The sequence below is a fragment of the Curtobacterium sp. AC272 genome (assembly GCF_979258155.1).
Genome location: NZ_OZ409838.1, coordinates 3,461,517 through 3,481,893, shown reverse-complemented (window position 1 = coordinate 3,481,893; position 20,377 = coordinate 3,461,517). Strand labels below are relative to the sequence as shown.

18 protein-coding genes and 5 pseudogenes are annotated in these 20,377 nt (G+C 72.0%); 12 read left to right on the top strand and 11 right to left on the bottom strand.

The window, feature by feature from the left end:
- Positions 1-118: 118 nt before the first annotated feature.
- The 5 genes and pseudogenes from ACZZ0J_RS17970 to ACZZ0J_RS17950 all read right to left on the bottom strand — a co-directional run.
- Positions 119-1,147 carry a PD-(D/E)XK nuclease family protein gene (locus ACZZ0J_RS17970; RefSeq protein WP_463437903.1) on the bottom strand — a complete coding sequence of 343 codons (1,029 nt, stop codon included), beginning with the start codon at positions 1,145-1,147 and terminating at the stop codon, positions 119-121.
- Positions 1,144-3,408: an ATP-dependent helicase gene (locus ACZZ0J_RS17965; protein ID WP_463437902.1), complete on the bottom strand. Its 2,265-nt coding sequence runs from the start codon at positions 3,406-3,408 to the stop codon at positions 1,144-1,146. The genes ACZZ0J_RS17970 and ACZZ0J_RS17965 overlap by 4 nt, the downstream gene beginning before the upstream one ends.
- Positions 3,405-4,538, bottom strand: coding sequence for a RecB family exonuclease (locus ACZZ0J_RS17960; RefSeq protein ID WP_463437901.1), 1,134 nt, complete (start codon positions 4,536-4,538; stop codon positions 3,405-3,407). The genes ACZZ0J_RS17965 and ACZZ0J_RS17960 overlap by 4 nt, the downstream gene beginning before the upstream one ends.
- A complete protein-coding gene (locus ACZZ0J_RS17955; protein WP_463438254.1) occupies positions 4,475-5,881 on the bottom strand; it encodes a DEAD/DEAH box helicase in 1,407 nt (468 codons plus the stop codon). The genes ACZZ0J_RS17960 and ACZZ0J_RS17955 overlap by 64 nt, the downstream gene beginning before the upstream one ends.
- Positions 5,882-5,924: 43 nt before the next feature.
- Positions 5,925-6,476: pseudogene (locus ACZZ0J_RS17950) on the bottom strand (UvrD-helicase domain-containing protein); the annotation flags it as partial.
- Between ACZZ0J_RS17950 and ACZZ0J_RS17945 the strand changes: the two are divergent.
- From ACZZ0J_RS17945 to ACZZ0J_RS17935, 3 genes and pseudogenes are all read left to right on the top strand, one after another.
- Positions 6,439-6,735, top strand: a pseudogene (locus tag ACZZ0J_RS17945) (hypothetical protein); the annotation flags it as partial. The pseudogenes ACZZ0J_RS17950 and ACZZ0J_RS17945 overlap by 38 nt on opposite strands.
- Positions 6,629-6,910 carry a DUF3107 domain-containing protein gene (locus ACZZ0J_RS17940; RefSeq protein WP_463437900.1) on the top strand — a complete coding sequence of 94 codons (282 nt, stop codon included), beginning with the start codon at positions 6,629-6,631 and terminating at the stop codon, positions 6,908-6,910. The pseudogene ACZZ0J_RS17945 and the gene ACZZ0J_RS17940, both read left to right, overlap by 107 nt.
- 4 nt (positions 6,911-6,914) lie before the next feature.
- Complete coding sequence (locus ACZZ0J_RS17935) at positions 6,915-7,211, top strand: hypothetical protein (RefSeq protein ID WP_123294090.1); 297 nt, start codon at positions 6,915-6,917, stop codon at positions 7,209-7,211.
- 22 nt (positions 7,212-7,233) lie between these two features.
- Here ACZZ0J_RS17935 and ACZZ0J_RS17930 read toward each other — a convergent pair whose 3' ends face one another.
- A complete protein-coding gene (locus ACZZ0J_RS17930; protein WP_463437899.1) occupies positions 7,234-7,950 on the bottom strand; it encodes a ferritin-like fold-containing protein in 717 nt (238 codons plus the stop codon).
- Positions 7,951-8,040: 90 nt separating this feature from the next.
- Here ACZZ0J_RS17930 and ACZZ0J_RS17925 point away from each other — a divergent pair.
- Positions 8,041-9,542, top strand: a pseudogene (locus ACZZ0J_RS17925) (DEAD/DEAH box helicase).
- 159 nt (positions 9,543-9,701) lie between these two features.
- Here ACZZ0J_RS17925 and ACZZ0J_RS17920 read toward each other — a convergent pair.
- Positions 9,702-10,573: pseudogene (locus tag ACZZ0J_RS17920) on the bottom strand (PHP domain-containing protein).
- 69 nt (positions 10,574-10,642) lie between these two features.
- Between ACZZ0J_RS17920 and ACZZ0J_RS17915 the strand changes: the two are divergent.
- Both ACZZ0J_RS17915 and ACZZ0J_RS17910 read left to right on the top strand, forming a co-directional pair.
- Positions 10,643-12,126 (top strand): annotated as a pseudogene (locus tag ACZZ0J_RS17915) (aminopeptidase P family protein).
- A gap of 182 nt (positions 12,127-12,308) precedes the next feature.
- Positions 12,309-12,623 (top strand): GNAT family N-acetyltransferase, encoded by a 315-nt coding sequence (locus tag ACZZ0J_RS17910; protein WP_463437898.1) that lies wholly within the window; start codon positions 12,309-12,311, stop codon positions 12,621-12,623.
- A 55-nt stretch (positions 12,624-12,678) separates the two neighbouring features.
- On the opposite strand, the gene ACZZ0J_RS17905 is transcribed toward ACZZ0J_RS17910, so the two are convergent.
- Positions 12,679-13,590: a YflT domain-containing protein gene (locus ACZZ0J_RS17905; protein ID WP_463437897.1), complete on the bottom strand. Its 912-nt coding sequence runs from the start codon at positions 13,588-13,590 to the stop codon at positions 12,679-12,681.
- An 83-nt stretch (positions 13,591-13,673) separates the two neighbouring features.
- Here ACZZ0J_RS17905 and ACZZ0J_RS17900 point away from each other — a divergent pair, with 83 nt between their 5' ends.
- The 5 genes from ACZZ0J_RS17900 to ACZZ0J_RS17880 all read left to right on the top strand — a co-directional run bounded on the left by ACZZ0J_RS17900 (position 13,674) and on the right by ACZZ0J_RS17880 (position 18,151).
- Positions 13,674-14,993, top strand: a complete 1,320-nt coding sequence (locus ACZZ0J_RS17900; protein ID WP_111084991.1) for a magnesium transporter MgtE N-terminal domain-containing protein — start codon at positions 13,674-13,676, stop codon at positions 14,991-14,993.
- A 52-nt stretch (positions 14,994-15,045) separates the two neighbouring features.
- Positions 15,046-15,546, top strand: a complete 501-nt coding sequence (locus ACZZ0J_RS17895; RefSeq protein ID WP_463438225.1) for a DUF1003 domain-containing protein — start codon at positions 15,046-15,048, stop codon at positions 15,544-15,546.
- On the top strand, positions 15,539-16,699 hold the full coding sequence (locus tag ACZZ0J_RS17890; RefSeq protein ID WP_123294097.1) for an Mrp/NBP35 family ATP-binding protein: 1,161 nt from the start codon (positions 15,539-15,541) through the stop codon (positions 16,697-16,699). Before ACZZ0J_RS17895 ends, ACZZ0J_RS17890 begins: the two co-directional genes overlap by 8 nt.
- A 140-nt stretch (positions 16,700-16,839) precedes the next feature.
- Positions 16,840-17,322: a carbohydrate-binding protein gene (locus ACZZ0J_RS17885; RefSeq protein WP_463437896.1), complete on the top strand. Its 483-nt coding sequence runs from the start codon at positions 16,840-16,842 to the stop codon at positions 17,320-17,322.
- The gene (locus ACZZ0J_RS17880) at positions 17,219-18,151 is read left to right on the top strand and encodes a glycoside hydrolase family 18 protein (protein WP_463438253.1); all 933 of its coding nucleotides are present in this window, start codon (positions 17,219-17,221) and stop codon (positions 18,149-18,151) included. Before ACZZ0J_RS17885 ends, ACZZ0J_RS17880 begins: the two co-directional genes overlap by 104 nt.
- An 80-nt stretch (positions 18,152-18,231) precedes the next feature.
- Here ACZZ0J_RS17880 and ACZZ0J_RS17875 read toward each other — a convergent pair whose 3' ends face one another.
- On the bottom strand, positions 18,232-18,606 hold the full coding sequence (locus ACZZ0J_RS17875) for a Sec-independent protein translocase family protein (RefSeq protein WP_123340711.1): 375 nt from the start codon (positions 18,604-18,606) through the stop codon (positions 18,232-18,234).
- 64 nt (positions 18,607-18,670) lie between these two features.
- On the opposite strand from ACZZ0J_RS17875, the gene ACZZ0J_RS17870 reads away from it, so the two are divergent.
- Entirely contained in the window at positions 18,671-19,303 is a 633-nt protein-coding gene (locus ACZZ0J_RS17870) for an O-methyltransferase (protein WP_123294100.1), read from the top strand.
- A 16-nt stretch (positions 19,304-19,319) separates the two neighbouring features.
- Here ACZZ0J_RS17870 and ACZZ0J_RS17865 read toward each other — a convergent pair whose 3' ends face one another.
- Together ACZZ0J_RS17865 and ACZZ0J_RS17860 are read right to left on the bottom strand one after the other, a co-directional pair.
- Positions 19,320-20,033: an AAA family ATPase gene (locus ACZZ0J_RS17865; protein ID WP_463437895.1), complete on the bottom strand. Its 714-nt coding sequence runs from the start codon at positions 20,031-20,033 to the stop codon at positions 19,320-19,322.
- Positions 20,034-20,175: 142 nt separating this feature from the next.
- Complete coding sequence (locus ACZZ0J_RS17860; RefSeq protein WP_017887054.1) at positions 20,176-20,346, bottom strand: DUF3117 domain-containing protein; 171 nt, start codon at positions 20,344-20,346, stop codon at positions 20,176-20,178.
- Between the last annotated feature and the right edge of the window lie 31 nt (positions 20,347-20,377).

The window sequence follows — 20,377 nt, the reverse complement described above, 5'->3', positions numbered from 1 at the left end:
TCCAGTGCGTTGCCGGACGGGCGCGGGGCGCTCCGCCGAGCGGTCACGTCTGCCGGGCGGTCACGTCGTCGATCAGCCAGGACCCGGCGACCCAGCAGCTCGGCAGCTCGGTGGCCCGTCAGCCGATCGCGGCCGTCCAGGCGCGCTCGAGGCCGGCACGGTCCAGCAGCTCGGTCGGACGCACCTCGAGGTCGTCCGCGACGAAGTAGAACACGGCGTCGACCTGGTCGAGCGGTCGACCGGTGAACTCGGCGTAGGCCACCCGGTACAGGGCGAGCTGCAGCGTCCGTCGGGCCAGGTCGTCGGCACCGGACGGTGCCTTGCCCGTCTTCCAGTCGACGACCTCGGCACGCCCGTCGATCTCGTAGACGGCGTCGAGCTTGCAGACGACGCTGTGCCCGAGGAACGGGATGTGGATCTCCCGCTCGACCTCGACCGGCGTGCGGCCGGCCCACCGTGAGCGGGCGAAGGTGGCTTGGAAGTCGGCCAGCCGTCGGGCGTCGTCGTCCGTGACCACGGCGTCCGGCGAGGCGTCGACCAGGTCGTCGGCGTCGAGGTCGAGCTCGTCGCCCCACACGTCGAGGGTCTCGAGCGACCCGCCCGAACGGGCACGCTGCTCCACCCACTGGTGGAAGAGCGTGCCGAGCCGGGTCGCTCGGTACGGACGCTCCGGCATCGGCCGCCGCAGGCGTTCGGCCACCGTGTCCGGCTCGGTCAGGTAGTCCTTGAAGCCGGACGCCGGCACGCGGTGCGGGACCACGACCGCGTGCTTCGCGTTCCGGGTCGCGCGTCGTTCGGCGAGCAGCAGGTCGATGTCGGCCGCGTACCGGCCGGAGGCACCGGGGTTGGCGTTCCGCACCCGCTCGGCCGCCGCCAGCACCCGGGGCGCACGCTGCCCGAACGGCACGTGCGGCCAGAGCTGCTGGGCGCCGTCCTCGCCGAGGGGATTCTCGTCGTGCACGGTGGTCTCCGGGATCGCGGTGCCGTCGACGACCCCGGCCTCGACCAGGTCGTGCAGGTACCGGCTCGGCTCGGTGGGGCGCACACCGCCGGCCCAGAACGAACCGGACACGAGCAGGTCGTGGCGGGCACGGGTCAGCGCGACGTACGTGAGTCGTCGTTCCTCGTCCTCGTTGCGGGCCTTCACCTGCTCCTTGAAGGCGTCGATCGCGGTCGTGACGTCCTTCTGGGTCTCCTGCCCGCGCCACGCCAGGCTCGGCAGCTCGGCGCCGTCCCCCGGAACTCGTACGGCAGACGGCCGAAGCCGAGCCACCCGGACGAGCCCTCCTGCGGCCGCGCGGGCAGCCCGCCCTCGACCATGCGCGGCACCGCGACGGCGTCCCACTCGAGGCCCTTCGACCCGTGGATCGTCAGGATCTGGACCGTGCCGGCTTCGGGTTCCTCGGAGCGCGGGCCCATGTCGTCACGACGGGCGGCGGCGTCGATCCATCCCAGGAACGAGCCGAGGTCGGCGCGGTCGTCGGTGGACACGAACCCGGCGAGCTCGTCGATGAAGGCGTCGAGGTACGCCCCGCTGCCCTGCTCGTGCGCCGCGACCTCGATGTCGAGCCGCATCTCCTGCACCACGAGCGTCACGAAGTCGACCAGGTCGCTGCCGGCCCGCGACCGCAGCATCGCGAGCTGCGCGCCGAGCGCCCGCATCCGGCTGCGGCCGGCGGGCGTGATGCCCTCGAGCGCGCCGTGCTCGTCCGGTGCGGTCGCCACGAAGTCCAGGGCGTCGACGATCGAACCGTGCTCCCCCGCGGCCACCGAGGCGCGGAACGCCGCCGTCAGTTCGTCGTCGAGCCGCTGCTGGGTGTGGTCGCGCTGGAACAGCCACCGCGCGAGGTGGTGCAGGGCGACGACGTCCGCCGCGCCCACCCGCCACCGGGCACCCGCGAGCAACCGGATGAGGTCGTTGCCGGCAGCCGGGTCGTGCAGCACCCGCAGGCACGCGACCAGGTCCACGATCTCGGGGCGCTGCAGCAGGCCGCCGGTACCGAGCACGTGGAAGGGCACCGCGCGCGCTCCGAGCGCCGCGGTGAACGACGCCAGGTCCTTGCGGGCACGGAGCAGCAGGGCCATCGACCCGGTCGGGTTCCGCTTCCGGTGGCCCTGGAACCACGCGGCGACCTCGTCGGCTTCTTCCGGCAGGGTCTCCGGGAACACCGCCCGGACCGTCCCGGCGTCCGCACCGGGTCGCGGTGACAGGCGCTCGACGTCGACCTCGGATGCCTCGGACAGCGGCGCCACGATCGCGTTCGCCCCCGCGAGGACGTCGACCGGGTTCCGCCAGCTCGTCGACAGCGCGAACGTCACCGGCCGGACCGCATCCGGCTCGGTGCCCCCGAAGTCGTGCGGGAAGCGGGCGAGGTTCGCGGCACTCGCACCGCGGAACCCGTAGATCGACTGGTGCGGGTCGCCCACGGCCATCACCGAGTGCCCGCGGAACAGCCGGGCGAGGAACCGGGTCTGCACCACCGAGGTGTCCTGGTACTCGTCGAGCAGCACGACGCCGAACCGCTGCCGCAGGTCCGCGACCACCCGCGGCGCGGACTCGGCCGCGGCGAGCGCCAGGGCGATCTGGTCGGAGAACTCGACGAAGCCGCGGTCGACCTTCTGCCGCCGGAACTCCGCGACCAGGTCGGCGAGCGGCTCCAGCGCACCGATCGCGGCGACGGCGTCGGTGATCGCCTTGTACGGTTTGCCACGGTTGCCGGGCAGTTCGAGCAGGTCGGAGAACTCGACGGCGAACCGGCGGAGGTCCTCGGGTTCGACGAGGTGCTCGGACGTGGCCCCGGCGAGCGCCACGACGGCCGCCGTGAGCGTGTCGACGTCGCGGTCGAGCCCGGCCAGACGGTCGTCACGCGCGGCCACCACGACGCGCCGGGCCAGCTGCCAGGCGGACGGTTCGGTCAGGACCTGGGACTCGCCGTCGCGGCCGACGAGCAGGGCGTTCTCGCGGAAGACGGCGTTCGCGAACGCGTTGTAGGTCGAGACCGTTGGCGCTTCGAAGGCGTCGCCCGGGGTGATCAGACCGACGTCCTCGAGTGCACGGATGCGGTCGTTGATGCGCACCGAGAGCTCGCCGGCGGCCTTGCGGGTGAAGGTCAGACCGAGGACCTCGTCGGGGCGGACCATCCCGTTCGCGAGCAGCCAGACCACCCGCGACGCCATCGTCTCGGTCTTGCCGCTGCCGGCTCCGGCGACGACCAGGGCGGGGGTGAGCGGGGACTCGATGACGGCGCGCTGCTGTGCGGTCGGGCGCGGGCGGCCGAGGGCGTCGGCGATGGCGTCGGCCCCGTGCCGGATCGCGGGCGCGTGGGTTCCGGGCGCGTGCGTCGTGCCGGTCGTGCCGGTCGTGCCGGTCGTGTCGGTCGTGTCGGTCGTGTCGGTCGTGTCGGTCACCAGGTCACCTCCGAGACCACGTGGATGCGGCACTCGACACCGGTCCAGGCCTTCTCGCAGTGGTCGTCCACGTTCGCCAGGAAGGTCCGTCCGGCCATGCCGCGCGCGACCCCGTGCAGGCGCTCCCGGTAGGCGTCGCGCGCCTCGGCGTCGAACGCGTGCTGGGTGCGCTCCGAGTAGGCGTGCCCGCCGCGGGGGTTCTGCACGAACACGAGTCGGGCGTCCGTCATGGCCGAGCCGGCCGGAACGCCCTCGACCGCGCCGTCCTCGATCGCCAGCTGGTACGCGCCGAGCTGCGGGTGCTCCGGCATGTCGTTCTTCTCGCTCGGCATCGAGCGTCCGGTCTTGAGGTCCACGACGCTGACGCGGCCCTCAGGGTCGACCTCGATGCGGTCGATGCTGCCGCGCATCCGGGCGGGGCCGGTGACCAGGGCGAACGAGGTCTCGGCGCCGAGCAACCGGCGGCCGGCGCCCGCGAAGGTCCGCAGGTAGTCGCTGAGCCCCTCGATCATGCGGCGGGTGCGCGCGCGTTCCCGATCGGCCACCCACGGCGACTCGAAGGTCAGTTCGTCCCACCGGGCCTCGACCCGCTCCCACAGCGACTCGACGTCGATCTCGGTCGCGTGCTCCATCGCCTCGTGCACGATCGTGCCGATCCCCATCGCCGGACTCGGCGCACCGCCGCCGAAGGTCTGCACGAACCAGTGCACCGGGCACTCCTCGAACGTGCCGATGCGCGACGGCGAGACGGACACGGTCGGGGCGACGGGCTCGCCGCCCTCGACCTCGGGCACCGGCTCGGCGTCGAGGTCGACCAGCGGCTCGTCGGTGGTGGGCTCGGCGAGGCCGTACCAGTCGTCCGGTGCGGCCCCGGGGACCTCGGCCGCGGCCAAGCGGGCCAACGCCGAGGCGGCTTCGTGGTCGCCGGAGAGCACCACGCGGCGTCGCAGGGACCCGGCCAGTCCACGAAGGGACAACGGGTGCACGGTCGGCTGCCGGTCCGGCGGCACCGGCACCAGGCGGACGAACGGCGACGGGGACTCGTCGTCGTTGGCAACGGTGCCGATCACGACCTGCGTGGTCGCGCGGGAGACGGCGCGGGCGAACAAGCGGAGTTCGTCGGCGACCACCGCGGCGCGGTCGTCGATCGGCGAACGCTCGGCCCCCGACGCCGCACGGACCAGACCGTCCGGATCGAGCAGACTGCCACGCACCCGGGTGTTCGGCCACACGCCGTCCTGCAGTCCGAACACCACGACGACGTCGCACTCGAGTCCGATCGTCGCCGAGGGGTGAGCACCCGGACCCGGCCGGCGGTGCGGTCGGGTCCGATGGAGTCCTCGGGCAGGTCGGCGCCGAGCAGGTCGTCGACGAACACCCGGGCCGGGGCGTCCGGGGTGCGTTCGACGAACCGCTTGGCGGCGGTGAACAGGCCGACGACGGCGTCGAGGTGCCGGTCCGCCTCGCCCGCTCCGACCCCGCCGGCTGCGGACTGCCCGCCCCACGACTTCGCGAGGCCGCTGCGTTCCCACAGGCCCCAGAGGATCTCCTCGATGCTCGATCCGGCCTCGGCGTCGGCGTGTGCCTGCACCAGACTGCGTGCGAGTCGGGTCGCCCGTCTGGCGAAGCCGGCGTCGACCGTGGCCAGACGCTCCGGGGCACCGAGCGCGTCGATCAGGAGTTCGTCAGCCGTGCGGGTGCCGTCGCCGGCGAGCTCTTCGCGCCGCAGGGCGAGCCGCAGCCGGCGCATCGCCAGGGTGTCGAGTCCGCCGAGCGGCCCGGTGGCGAACGCGGTGGCCAGGGCGGCGTCGAGGGGCAGGACCCCGAGGGCGACCGCCGCGGCGTCGAGCAGTGCCCGCGCCGCCGAGTCGTCACGGGGGCGGACGGGCGCGGCACCGGCGGTCGCGGGGACCTCGGCGACCGAGAGCGCACGCACGAGCTCGGGGATCGCGGCGCCGCTGCGGGTGACGACGGCCATCCGGTGCCACGGCACACCATCGAGCAGGCGGTGCTCTCGGAGCCGTCGGGCGACGGCGACGAGCAGCGCCGACCGGCTCGCCGCCTCGAGGTGCACGACGGCGTCTGCTCGGGCGTCCTCGTCGCTCGCCGTCGCCGCGCGCTGCCGACCGGCCGCTGCCGTGCCGATGCGCCCCGTGATCCCGGAGACCAACGACCGGATCGGCGCGGGGTACCGGTGCACGGTGCCGAGGAAGAGTTCGTCGACCCGGTCCACGCCGAGCCGCACGGCCAGGCGCCCGAGCACGTCCGGTTCGGCCCCGCGGAACGCCGAGGCGGCGATGTCCGGGTCGCCGAACGCGACGACCTGCACACCGGACCGGGCGAGCGCACCGAGCAGTGCCACCTCGCCCTCGACGAGTTCCTGGGTGTCGTCGACCACGATGAGTCCGAGGGCGGCGACGCTCGCGGGCAGCTCCCCGCAGCACGGCGGCGGTGGCGAACGCGACGAGCTCACCGGAGTCGAGGCTGGTCGCACGGAACGCGGTGACCGAGGCCCGGTACTCGTCGACGAAGTCACCGACGGCCCGCCACTCGGGTCGACCGCCCTCGTCGCCGAGCTCGCGCATGTCCTCGGGCTCGACGCCCGCCGCGACCGCACGCATCATGACGTCGCGCAGCGCGGTCCGGAACCCGGCGCGCTCCCGCACCACCGCGGTGATGGGTTCGGGCCAGTCCGGACCGGTGCCGTCGAGCTCGTGACCGGCGAGCAGGTCGGCGATGATGCGGTCCTGCTCGCCACCGGTCAGCAGCGTGGGTGCTTCCTGCCCCTGGACCGCCGCGGCGTGCGCGACGATCTGGAAGGCCAACGAGTTCACGGTCCGGGCGAGCGCTCCGGGCACCACGCGGTCGACGGCGGCGGCGAGGCGGTCACGCAGGGCGGTGGCAGCGGTCCGCGACGAGGTCAGCGCGAGCACGGTGGCGTGCCCGTCGGGGCTGATCGCGTGCGGTCCGCGCAACCGGTCGGCGACGAGCCGGGCGAGCGTGGTCGTCTTGCCCGTGCCGGGAGCGCCGATGACCGCCGCGTGTCGGCCGTCGGGCAGCGCGAGCACGGCGGTCTGGGACGGGTCGTCGACCAGGGCGCGTGCGACGCCGACGTCTGCGGGGGCTGGCGTCAGCGTGGTCTGCGGCACGCTCGTACGGTACCCACGACCGCCGACACCACCCGGCCCGACGCGGGCGCGGCGCGTACCCGGGCCGCCGAGTGCGCCCGCGGCGAACGTCCGATGTCCTCCGGGACCGCTCGGATACGCTGTGCTCGTGGACATCAAGATCGGCATCATCAACAGCCCGCGCGAGATCGCGTTCGAGACCGCCCAGACCGCCGACGAGATCGAGAAGGCCGTGTCTCGAGGCCCTCGCGTCGAAGGCGACGCACCTGTCGCTCCAGGACGAGAAGGGCCGTCGCTTCATCGTTCCGGTCGCCGCCCTGGCGTACGTCGAGGTCGGCGCGGAAGAGGCACGCCGCATCGGCTTCGTCGCCTGACGACGTGGAACTGCTCTTCGCCGTCCTCGGCGGCCTGATCATCGGCGGGATCGCGCACGTGGTCCTGCCGTGGCGCGCCAGTCGTGGCGTCCTGATCGGGCCCGCCGTGGGCGGCATCGCCGCTGCCGTGCTGTGGGAGGCACTGACCTGGGCCGGCTGGCGGTACGACGCCACCTGGATCTGGGTCGTGGCCCTGGTCGGTGCCGGCGTCGTCGCCCTCGTCGTCGAGTGGCTGCTCGGGACGCGCCGCGACAAGAGCGACGTCGAGTACTACGAACGACTCAAGGCCCGCGGGGCCTGAGCCGAGCACGGGACCGCCGCGCCTAGGCCGTCAGGCCGAGTGCATCCATCCGTCGGGTGTGCGCCGCGATCAGTTCGGTCCAGACCGGCTCGAGCCGCTCCTGGTCCTCGCGAGCGTGCGACGCCAGCGCCGACCGTGCCACGAGCAGGGTGTCGCCGACCAGACGCCGGCCCCACATCGCCAGGCGCGAGCCGACCTCGGGGTCGTCCTCGATGCGGGCGGTCAGTTCCTCGACGACCGCGGGTTCCTCACGCGCGTCGAACACGGAGCGCAACCGCTGCCGCACGTCGTTCGGCAGCGACCGCAGCAGGTTGCCGAACAGGTCGTTCAGGATGCCGGCCGTGACGTAGCCGGTCAGCATCGACTCGTACCAGTCGGCGCCGCTCGTGCGCGCGAGGAACCGATCGATCGCCTCGCGGTGCGGCGCCATCAGTTCCGCCGGGTCCGACCCGTTGCGTTCGATCTCGGCGACGATCGTGCGGTGCCGGTCGAGCGCCGTCGTCGCGAGCACGCCCGTCACCAGGCGACCGGACAGCGTCGGCGCCGAAGCACCGGCACGACCCATCGTCTCGTAGACGGAGAGCTGCAGGTACGCGGCCTGGCCCAGGTAGACGTCGAGCTCGGGGGTGACGTCGTCGAGCGCCAGACGCTTGACCTGGCTTGCGTTGCGCGGGTTCCGCGACGCGAGCCACGCTGCTGCGAGCTGCGCCGCGCGCTTCCGGTTCCACCACGACACCACCCGGAGAGCATAGCGGGAACCGCCTCGCGCCCCGCTCCACCCGCCCATCGGTAGACTGGCCCGGACTTCCACCAGAACTAAGGTGATTCTTTGACTTTCGCAGACCTCTCCATCGAGCAGGACATCGTCGACGCGCTCGCGGGCAAGGGCATCCTCGAGCCCTTCCCGATCCAGCAGCAGACGATCCCGCTCGCCCTCACCGGCCAGGACATCATCGGCCAGGCCAAGACCGGTACCGGCAAGACCTTCGGGTTCGGCCTCCCCTCATCCAGCGACTCGGCGCCGACCCGGCCCCCGGCGTCAAGGCCCTCGTCGTCGTCCCGACCCGCGAACTCGCGGTCCAGGTGACCGAGGACCTCGAGGTCGCCACCTCGAACCGCCCGACCACCGTCGCGGCGATCTACGGCGGCAAGGCGTACGAGGGCCAGATCGAGCAGCTCAAGGCCGGTGCCCAGATCGTGGTCGGCACGCCCGGGCGCCTCATCGACCTGCAGCGCCAGCGACTCCTCGACCTGTCCCACGTGCAGGAAGTCGTCCTCGACGAGGCCGACCGCATGCTCGACCTGGGCTTCCTGTCGGACATCGAGCGCATCTTCCAGGCCATCCCCGAGGTGCGGCACACGATGCTGTTCTCGGCCACGATGCCCGCGCCGATCGTCGCCCTCGCCCGCCGGTTCATGAGCCGTCCGGTGCACATCCGGGCGACCGACCCGGACGAGGGCCTGATGCAGGCCAACATCAAGCACCTCATCTACCGCGCGCACTCCCTGGACAAGGACGAGGTCATCGCCCGCATCCTCCAGGCCGAGGGCCGCGGCAAGACCGTGATCTTCACCCGCACCAAGCGTGCGGCGGCGAAGCTGGTCGAGGAGCTCAAGGACCGCGGGTTCAACGCCGCAGCGGTCCACGGTGACCTCAACCAGGAGCAGCGCGAGCGCGCGATGGCCGCCTTCAAGGCCGGCAAGCGTGACGTGCTCATCGCCACCGACGTCGCCGCCCGCGGCATCGACGTGGACGACGTCACGCACGTCATCAACCACACGATCCCGGACGACCCGGACACCTACCTGCACCGCGCCGGTCGTACCGGCCGTGCCGGCAAGACCGGCATCGCGGTCACGTTCGTCGACTGGGACGACCTGCACAAGTGGACGCTGATCGACAAGGCCCTCGAGTTCGGCATCCCCGAGCCCGTCGAGACCTACTCGTCGTCGCCGCACCTGTTCGAGGAACTCGACATCCCCAAGGGCACCAAGGGCCGTCTGCCCGGTGCCTCGTCGCACGCCGCGTCGGCCGGTGCCCCCGCCGAGAAGCGCAGTAGCGACCGTCCGGCCTCCGGTCCGCGTGACGCGTCGCGTTCGCGGTCGCGCAGTCGCACCCGGTCAGGAGGCTCTGAGCAGCCCGCCTCGCAGGCTCCCGCCACCGAGTCCGCGGCTCCGACCTCCGCGCCCACCGACGACACGTCGGCCACCGAGGGCGGGACCACCGACGGCGCCGCGAAGCGTCGCCGCCGTCGCCGCCGTCGCGGAGCCGGCACCGGCGATGCCTCGGCGACCGCCTCGGCACCGCAGGGTTCGTCGGACGGCGAGTAGCGCCTCCAGACCGAAGGGTCCGTCGCCGGCGCGACGGGCCCTTCGTCGTCCCCGCCCGCACACCGCCCCGAGACTCGGGCTGAGCGACATTCCTCGCGCCCGCGGACACGAGAACTGTCGCTGAACACGAGTCTCGGACCGGTGGGGACGAGCCTCGGATCAGGACAGGCGCGAGCCGGGGCCGACCACGGGCGCGCTGCCGGTGGCCTCGGACAGGATGGCGTCGAACGCGACCCGCGCCGTCCGGTGCTCGCCGAGCCGGTTCGGCTTGCCCGTGCCGTGGTAGTCGCTCGAACCGGTGACGAACAGGCCGTAGCGCGACGCCCAGTCGAGCAGGGTGCGCTTGCCGTGCGCGAGGTTCTCGCGGTGGTCGACCTCGAGCCCGCCGAGCCCGGCGTCGACGAGGTCACGGAGCATCGGCTCGTCGATGACGATCCCCGCGACGAGGCTGCCGGGTGCGCGATGACCGGCACACCGCCCGCCTGTCGGATGAGTTCGACGCCGCGCAGGGGCGACGGCGCCTCGTGCGGCTCGTAGTAGCCGGACGCCGGGTGCAGGATGCCGCGGAACGCCGCACTCCGGTCGGACTCGAGGCCCCGCGCGACGAGCGCGTCGGCGATGTGCGGGCGGCCGATGGTGGCCCCGGGGCTCGCCTGCGCCAGGACGTCTGCCCAGGTGATCGGGTGGTCCTCGCTGATGCGGTCGACCATGCGGTGCGCGCGGGAGAGGCGGCCGGAGCGGATGCGGTCGGTCTCCTCGACCAGGCCCGGGTCGTGCGGATCGACCAAGTACCCGAGGACGTGCACGCTGCGGAAGCCGATGCGCGTGCTGAGCTCGAGACCCGGCAAGAGCGTCAGTGGCAGCTCGCGTGCGGACCCGGATGCGTCGGCCCAGCCGGCGGTCGTGTCGTGGTCGGTCAGCGCGACGGCATCCAGGCCGGCGGCCGCGGCCGCTCGGACGAGCTCCGCGGGTCGCTCGGTGCCGTCGGAGACACTCGAGTGCGCGTGCAGGTCGATGAACGGGTCGGGCACGTCGACAATGCTATCCACAGGTGAGGGGCCGCACAGGACGCCGGTGCAGCGCGGTGCGATGATGGGGGCATGGCCGACACGACTCCCCGCGCGACGAGCAACCGTTCCACGACCCCCGGGTCCTCGACCTTCAAGGACTTCATCGGGTCGCAGTGGGCCGACCGCGAGCAGACGATCCCCGAGCCCCGCGAGCAGGCCGCCTTCGCCGCCGAGCGTCGGGCCCGCATCTCCGAGCTGCACCCGGGCCGCACGATCGTCGTCCCCGCCGGGCAGGCCAAGGTCCGCTCGAACGACTGCGACTACCCGTTCCGCCCGCACTCCACGTTCGCGCACCTGACCGGGTGGGGCACCGACACCGTCGTGGGCTCCGTCCTCGTGATGACGCCGAACGGCTCCGGGCACGACGCCACGCTGTACTTCCGCGCCACGGCCGGTCGTGAGTCGGAAGAGTTCTACGCGAACCCCGAGATCGGCGAGTTCTGGGTCGGCCCACGTCCCTCACTCGACGCCGTCGCCGCCGACCTCGGGCTGGCCACGGCCGACCTCGGTGCCTTCCCGGACGTCGCCGACGGGCTCGACGCCTCGGCACTGCTCGTGCGCGAGGCCGACGACGACCTGACCCGCACCCTCGACGCACGACTCGGCAGCGCCGTCGGCGGCGCACCGGAGACCGACGACGCACCAGCGACCGACGACGTCCTCGCCCGTGACCTGTCCGAGCAGCGCCTGGTGAAGGACGCGTACGAGGTGGGCGAGCTCCGCAAGGCCGTCGACGCCACGAAGCACGGCTTCGACGACGTGATCGCCGACTTCGACGCCGTCCTGGCACACCAGCGGGGCGAGCGCATCGTCGAGGGCACCTTCAACCGCCGGGCCCGCGCCGACGGCAACACGGTCGGCTACGACACGATCGCCGCCTCGGGCCACCACGCCTGCATCCTGCACTGGACCCGGAACGACGGCGCCGTGCAGCCGGGCGACCTGATCCTCATCGACGCGGGGGTCGAGGTCGACTCGTTCTACACGGCCGACATCACCCGCACGCTGCCGGTCAGCGGCACGTTCTCCCCCGTGCAGCGCATGGTCTACGACGCCGTGCTCGAGGCGGCAGACGCCGCGTTCGCCATCGTCAAGCCGGGCATCACGTTCCGCCAGGTGCACGCCACCGCGATGGAGGTCATCGCCCGCAAGACCGCCGAGTGGGGCTTCCTGCCCGTCTCGGCGGAAGAGTCGCTCGAGCCGGACAACCAGTTCCACCGCCGCTACATGGTGCACGGCACGAGCCACCACCTCGGCCTCGACGTGCACGACTGCGCGAAGGCCCGTCGCGAGATGTACATCGACGGCGTCGTGCAGCCCGGCATGGCGTTCACGATCGAGCCCGGTCTGTACTTCCAGCAGGACGACCTGACGGTGCCCGAGGAGTTCCGCGGCATCGGCGTCCGGATCGAGGACGACATCCTGGTCACCGAGGACGGGGCCGAGAACCTGTCGATCGGCATCCCCCGGACCCCTCGGAAGTGGAGGGGTGGATCGCCCGCTCCGGCCGCTAGCCTGAGCGGGTGACGACGCCCGACGCCTCCTCCGACACCCGCACGCCGCAGTTCTCGATCGAGGTCGAGCACTTCGACTCCCCGACGCGCAGCGGCTCCGGGCCGCGCAGCGCCTGGAGATCGACCGCGCCTACGGCGGCGACACCGAACCCGGCGACAAGCCGACGGCAGACTCCATCGCGGTGTTCTTCCTGGCGCGCGACGAAGCCGGTACTCCGCTGGCGTGCGGCGGACTGCGGGTCGTCGACGACGGCATCACCGAGATCAAGCGCATGTACGTCCGGCCGGAGTCCCGCGGCTCGGGCGTGGCGGCCGCGCTGCTGCGCCGGCTCGAAGAGGCCGCGCTCGACCTCGGGTCACCGGCGCTCGTGCTCGAGACGGGGAACGAGCAGAAGCGCGCCGTCGGGTTCTACGAGCGCGAGGGCTTCACGCGCATCGCCAACTTCGGTCCGTACGTCGGCGCCCCGCTGTCGATCTGCTACTCGAAGGTGCTGTAGCCCGAGCACACCGGCCCCGAGCACACCGGCCCCGGGAACACCGACCCTGCAGGCGTCAGGGGCGCTCGTCGCCCTTCGGTGACGACGGGGACGACGGGGTCGACGAAGACGACGGTGCCGGCGGCGTCGCACCGGGCACCCGCTCGCCGTACTGCGGCGGGTCCTGCGGACGACGCTCGGGGATCGCCGGCCCACCCGAGGTGGGTCGGTCGGCGGGTGCGGCAGCGGACGGGTCTGCGTTCTCCCCGTACCGGGGTCCGTCGTTCGTGCCGTACCGCGGCGGGGCCGTGGGCGCATCCGTCTGCCCGCCGGGGGCCGACCTGCCGGGCTGCTGCGGGCCTCCTGGCTGCTGGTGGGGTGTCGCGTGTCCGCCGTACGGCGACTGCTGCTGCGGCGGGGCGGGACGCCACGGCTGCTGTCCCTGCACCGGTGCTCCGGGAGCGCCCTGCTGGGGCTGCTCGTTCCAGTGTGTGGACGGCGTCGCGCCGTGCTCCCCGAGGATGCGCTGCGCCTGACCGGTCAGCTGCGGGTTGACGACGATCTGGTAGTTGGTGGCGAGCACCTGGTGGACGCTCGTGAAGTCACGCTGCCGCTTGGTGATCGCGAACGAGACGATGCCGTAGAGCATGCCGAACGCGGCGCCGATGATCGCGGCGGCGAGGATCAGGCCGCCGGCGCTCGGGGAGAACAGGGTGAGCACGATGCCGAAGAAGATGCCGAGCCAGAGACCGGACAGGGCTCCGGCGATCGCCGCACGGCCGTAGGTCATCTTGCCGGTGACGCGCTCGACGGTCTTCAGGTCGTTGCCCACGATCGAGAGCTGGTTGACCGGGAAGTCGGCGTCGGCGAGCTTCGCCACCACGCGCTGCGCATCGGGGTAGCTGTCGTACGTGCCGAGGACGTCGCCCTTGGGCAGCGTCGGGAAGGCCTGGGCGGTCCTGCCGGCGAAGGGACTCTGATTGCTCACACAGCCATCATTCACCGCGCACCTTGCAATCGCACGTGCACCGCCGGGGAAGCGCCAGCACGCAACCGACTACGCTGGGTCGGGTGAGCGCCACGAAGGTCTTCGTCGCCCGCCTCGCCGGGTGCTCCGTCTTCGACCCCGCGGGCGACCGCGTGGGCAAGGTCCGGGACGTCCTGGTGGTCTACCGCCGGGCCGATCCCCCGCACGTCGTGGGGTTGATCGTCGAGGTACCGGGCAAGCGCCGCATCTTCGTCAGCGTCGGTCGCATCACCTCGATCGGTGCCGGCCAGGTCATCACCACCGGGCTCGTCAACATGCGCCGCTTCGAGCAGCGCGGCGGCGAGGTCCGGGTGATCGCCGAGATGCTCGGTCGCAAGGTGCTCATCAAGAACCAGCGCATCCGCGCCACGATCGAGGACGTCGCGATCGAGGACCGCGGGCAGGGCGACTGGGAGGTCGCGCAGCTCTTCCTCCGCAAGCCGAAGACCACACCGTCGCCGTTCGGCAAGGGCCCGACGACGTTCGCGACGTGGAACGAGGTCACCGAGGACGAGCTCCCCGGCGAGGCCCAGTCCGCCGAGCACGTCATCGCCGCGTACTCCGACCTGGTGCCCGCCGACCTGGCGAGCACGCTGCTCGACCTGCCGGAGGAACGCCGGTTCGAGGTCGCCGAAGAGCTCCCCGACGACCGACTGGCCGACGTGCTCGAGGAGATGCCCGACCAGGAGCGCGTCGAGATCCTGTCGCGGCTCGAGGACTCCCGTGCGGCCGACGTGCTCGACCAGATGCAGCCGGACGACGCCGCCGACGTCCTCGCGCAGTTCTCCGACGAACGGAGCGAGGCACTCCTGCAGCTCATGGAGCCGGAGGAGGCGCAGGACGTCCGCATGCTCCTGGAGTACGAGCCGGACACCGCCGGTGGTCTGATGACCACCGAGCCCGTCATCGTCTCCGCCGACGCGACCGTCGCCGAGGGGCTCGCGCTCGTCCGCCGCCACGACCTCGCCCCGGTGCTCGGCGCCGCGGTGTGCGTCACGCTGCCGCCGTACGAGCCGCCGACCGGTCGGTTCCTCGGGCTGGTGCACTTCCAGCGCATGCTCCGCTACCCGCCGAACGAACGACTCGGCACGCTCATCGACCAGCAGACCGAACCGGTCCGGGTCGACGCGAGCGCAGCCGAGGTCACCCGCGTGATGGCGACCTACAACCTGCTGTCCGTCCCCGTGGTCGACGACGCCCACCGCCTCGTCGGGGTGGTGACGATCGACGATGTCCTCGACCACGTCCTGCCGGACGACTGGCGAAGTCAGGGCGAGGGGGAACCCTCACCGCTTCCACGCCAACGCCCGCGCAAGACACCCGTGACGACGGGAAGGAGGACCACCCGTGGCCCGAACGGATGAGAACCGTCGTGATCGTGAGCGCTCCGACGTCCGCCTCGACTCCCCCAAGGGCATGCGCACGCGCGTGCTCCCGACCCGCCGTCGTGGCGGACGCGGTGACACGTTCGGTCGCGCGACCGAGGGCATCGCACGGGGCATGGGCACGCCGTGGTTCCTCATCGGCCTCACCCTGTTCTGTGTGGTCTGGATGGGCTACAACACCCTCGCGCCGAAGCCGTGGCAGTTCGACTCCGCCGCGATCGGCTTCACCGCACTGACCCTGGTGCTGTCGCTGCAGGCCTCGTACGCCGCCCTGCTCATCCTGCTCGCGCAGAACCGGCAGGACGACCGCGACCGCGTGCAGTTCGAGCAGGACCGGCAGCGTGCGGAGCGCAACCTGGCGGACACCGAGTACCTGGCGCGCGAGGTCGTCGCGCTCCGGCTGGCGATGCGCGACATGGCGTCGAAGGACTTCATCCGCGCCGAGCTGCGGTCCCTGCTCGAGGAACTCGACCGGCGCGACGCCGACGACGCCGGCTACGCGAACGAGCCCGGCAGCTCCACCCGTGGCTGACGCGGCTCCCGCCGACGAGCAGCTGGGCACGGCGGTCCTCGCTGCGCTCGGCCGCGTGATCGACCCCGAGATCCGTCGGCCCGTCACGGAGCTCGACATGATCCGTGGGGTCGACGTGCAGCCTGGAGGCGCGGTGCGCGTCGACCTGCAGCTCACGATCGTGGGGTGCCCCGCCGCCGACACCATCGAGCGCGACGTGCGCGTCGCCGCCGGTTCCGTCGACGGGGTGTCGTCGGTCGACGTCGACGTGTCGGTGATGGCCCCCGCGACGCGCGCCGCGCTGACCGAACGCCTGCGGGCCGGCCGGCCGAACGGCATCCAGTTCACGGCGGACTCGCTCACCCGGGTGATCGCCGTCACGAGCGGCAAGGGCGGCGTCGGCAAGTCGACGGTCACCGCCAACCTCGCCGTCGCGCTCGCCCGCCGCGGCCTGCGGGTCGGGATCGTCGACGTCGACGTGCACGGCTTCAGCATCCCCGGGCTGATGGGACTGACCGACGAGCACGGCGTCGCGCCGCGTCCGACCCGGGTGGACAGCATGATCCTGCCGCCCGTCGCCCACGACGTGAAGGTCGTGTCGATCGGGATGTTCGTCGACGACGCCTCCACCGCGGTGTCCTGGCGCGGCCCGATGCTGCACCGCACCGTGAACCAGTTCCTGACCGACGTGTTCTTCGGCGACCTGGACGTCCTCCTGCTCGACCTGCCGCCCGGTACCGGCGACGTCGCGATCTCGGTCGGCCAGCTCCTCCCGCACGCCGAGGTCCTCGTCGTCACCACACCCCAGGCGGCCGCGGCCGACGTCGCCGAGCGCAGCGGGATCGTCGCACGCCAGACGGGCCAGCGGGTGATCGGGGTCATCGAGAACATGGCCGGGCTCGTGCAGCCCGACGGCTCGGTCCTGCACCTGTTCGGCGAGGGCGGAGGCGCCGAGACCGCCGCGCGGCTGTCCCGCGGGCAGGACGCCCCCGTGCCGGTGCTCGGCAGCGTGCCGCTGTCCGTGCCGCTCCGCGAGGGCGGGGACACCGGCCTGCCGGTGGTCCTCGGCGCGCCGGAGGACCCCGCGGCCGTCGCCCTCGCCGCAATCGCCGACGGCATCACGACGATGGGGCGCGGACTGGCCGGACGGAAGCTGGGTCTCTCGCTGTCCTGACAGGACCGGACCGTCGTCCCCCTGGCGCACGCCTGTACGTTCGTTCATGGACAGGTCGTTCCACCCCGGAGCATTATGCAAGGGCATTGCACAATGCCCTTGCGGAATGTGACCGCCTGGGCTCCACCCGTCGGACGACGATGTCCGGCCGAGGACAGGAGAACCGTGTGAACCAGAACACCCGAGTACGGATCGGCCTCGTGGCCACCGTCGCCGCAGTGATCGCCGGGGGATCACTCGCCGCAGCACCGGCCATCGCCGCGACACCGTCGTGCGCGACCGCGTGGACCGCCGGCACCGCCTACTCCGGCGGTGCCACCGTCAGCGAGAACGGATCGAACTACACCGCGAACTGGTGGACGCAGGGCGACGACCCCGCGACGCGCGCCGGGGCGACGGGCAGCGGCCAGCCGTGGACGTCGACCGGCGCCTGCTCCGGCACGGGCGGCGGCACCACTCCTCCCGGCGGGGGACGACAACCCCGGCACTGGCGGGAGCGGCGGCACGGCCAGCGGACTGGTGTTCAGCCCGTACAAGGACATCACCGTGAACCTCGACTGGAACACGAACGTCATGAACACCGCGGTCACCGGGACGCGGATCCCGGTGGTCGGCTCGAGTAACAGCCTGGTGTCGACCCGCGAGCCCGGCCTCAAGGCGATCACCCTCGCCTTCGCGACCGGCACGTGCGGCAGCGAGAACTGGGGCGGCGTCGCGGCGGATGCCTTCGCGAACGCCAACATCCCGAAGCTCGATGCCGCCGGGGTGAACTACATCGTCAGCACCGGCGGAGCCGCCGGTTCGTTCAAGTGCTCGGGCGCCGCACTGCAGTCGTTCATCGCCCGGTACGCGACCCCGCACATGATCGGCGTCGACTTCGACATCGAGAGCGGTCAGTCCCCCGCCGACGTGCAGAACCTGGTGAGCGCCGCAGCCCTCGCCCAGGCGAAGTACCCGGGCATGCGCTTCTCGTTCACGCTCGCGACCCTGGCCGCCAGCGACGGCTCGTACGGCGGGCTGAACAGCACCGGCGACGCCACCGTGAAGGCGATCAAGGCGTCGACCCTGACGAACTACACGATCAACCTCATGACGATGGACTTCGGCCGCGCGACCGCCGCGAACTGCGTGCTCTCCGGCTCCACCTGCCAGATGGGCAAGTCGTCGATCCAGGCCGTCACGAACCTGCAGCACACGTACGGCATCGCGTCGTCGAAGATCGAGGTCACCCCGATGATCGGCGTCAACGACACCACCGACGAGGTCTTCACCCTCGCCGACGTCGACACCCTGTCCGCCTACGCGAAGGCGAACGGCCTCGCCGGGATCCACTACTGGTCGCTCGACCGGGACACGCCCTGCGCCTCGACGACGGCGTCGTCCACCTGCAGCTCCGTCCCGAGCGCACCGGCACTCGCCTGGACCGATCGTTTCCTCGCCGACCTGAAGTAGTCGTCACCACACCGAACACGGGAGGCCCGGTGCCAGCTGGCACCGGGCCTCCCGTCCGTCAGGTGGTCACGTGACGGGCGTCAGGTCGCTTCCGCGTCGAACGGCGGCGCTTCTCCCGCGGCCAGCGGCACGACGGGAGCCGTCGCGCGCACCTTGGAGGCGGTCACCTGCGCGGTCTGGACCGCGGCGGCGCTGCTGGCGCCGCCGGAGTCGAGGAGTGCATCGCGGATGATCCGGCGGGGATCGTACTGTCGCGGGTCGAGCTTCTGCCACTCGATGTCGTCGAACTCGGGGCCCATCTCGTCGCGCATCCGCTCCTTCGCGGTGTCGGCGAACCGGCGGACGGCCTTCACGAACTCGGCCAACTTCTGGGCGTACATCGGCAGGCGCTGCGGCCCGAGCAGGAGCACGGCAATGATCCCGATGATCAGGATCTTGTCGAGCGGGATGTTCACGTGAGCGAGCCTAACCCGTACGGCTCCGATGCACCCCTAGAGTTGTCAACCGAACGGAGTGTGCGTGTCAGAGAAAGAGTCGAACTGGAAGTTCGCCGAGGACATCGTCTCGGAGTCCGAGGCGATCGCCCGCGCTCGTGAGCACTCCCTGGAGCTCGGTGTCGAAGCGATCTCGCCCGCGATCGGCGCGCAGATCGGTGTCATCGCCGCAGCCTCCCGAGCCACGAGCATCATCGAGATCGGGACGGGCCTGGGAGTCTCCGGGCTGTACCTGCTCGGCGGCGCGCCGGACGCGACCCTGACCACGATCGACGTCGAGGTCGACCACCAGCAGTTCGCCCGCGACGCCTACATCAGCGCCGGCACCGCCCCCGCTCGGATCCGGCTCATCCCTGGTCGCGCGAACCAGGTGCTCCCCCGGATGAACGAGGCGTCGTACGACGTCGTCCTGGTGGACGCCGACCCCGAGCACGTCATCGAGTACGTCGAGCACGGGCTGCGGCTCGCGCGCCTCGGCGGGACCGTCCTGGTGCCGCACGCGCTGTGGCGCGGACGCGTCGCCGACCCCGTCAAGCGCGACCGGGCGACGACCGACTTCCGGCTGCTGCTGACCGAGGTGTCGACGTCGGGTGCGGTGCGCAGTGCGCTCTCGCCGGCCGGCGACGGGCTGCTGCAGCTGACGAAGGTCACCGCGTAGCGCCGTCCCCTGTCGGTCACTCCAGGTGCCGCAAGTACCGCTCCGGGGACTCGAGGAACGACCGCTGGTTGCGCACCAGGTCGAGGTCCTCCCACTCGGTGCGCCGGAACCCCCACTCGCCGACCTCGTGGATCGTCGCGCCGGGGAACGCCGCCAGGACCGGTGAGTGCGTCGAGAGCACGACCTGCCCGACCCCGCTGTCGACGATCGACCGCAGCAGCGCGATGAGCGTCAGACACCCGGAGAAGGACAGCGCCGACTCCGGTTCGTCGAGGATCCAGAGCCCCGGCCACTGCGCGCGGTCGATGACGAAGTCGAGGAACGACTCACCGTGGCTGCGCTCGTGGAACACCGGCTCGGGGCGGGAGTGGTTGGGATTGTCCTCGAGGTAGGTGAAGAAGCCGTGCATGGTCTCGGCGCGCAGGAAGAACCCGCCGCGGGGCGCACCGAAGTCACGGCGGAGGACGATGTGCTGCCACAGCGACGACTCGGACGGACGCGTCGAGTGGTTCGCCAAGGTGGAGCCGCCCTCGGGTGACATGCCGAACCGGAGCGCGATCGCCTCGATCAGGGTGGACTTGCCGACACCGTTGTCGCCGACGAACACCGTCACCGGGTCGAGGTCGAGTCCCTCGTCGAGCAGCTGCCGCACCGGGGGCAGCGTCGCCGGCCACACGTCGCGCGGCATCGGGTCCGGGTCGCGGTGCTCCTCGACGCGGCGGATCGGCATGTGGGTCCTCGGCACGAGGCCATCCTGCCGGACCCGACCGACAGCGCGACGGGCGCGGACGCCGACGGCGCGGCACCCCGGACGCAGACGACGGGCCCGGCGCGTACACGCTCCGGACCCGTCGTTCTGGTGCTTTCGACTACTAGGCCGAGACGACCTCAGCGAGTGCGTCATGGAGTTCCTTGGCCTCGGCATCGTTGACCGAGACGACCAGGCGGCCTCCTCCTTCGAGCGGAACCCGCACGATGATGAGTCGACCCTCCTTAACAGCCTCCATCGGCCCGTCACCGGTCCTCGGCTTCATGGCTGCCATCAGATGTCCCCTTTCGTGCAGTACATGCCCG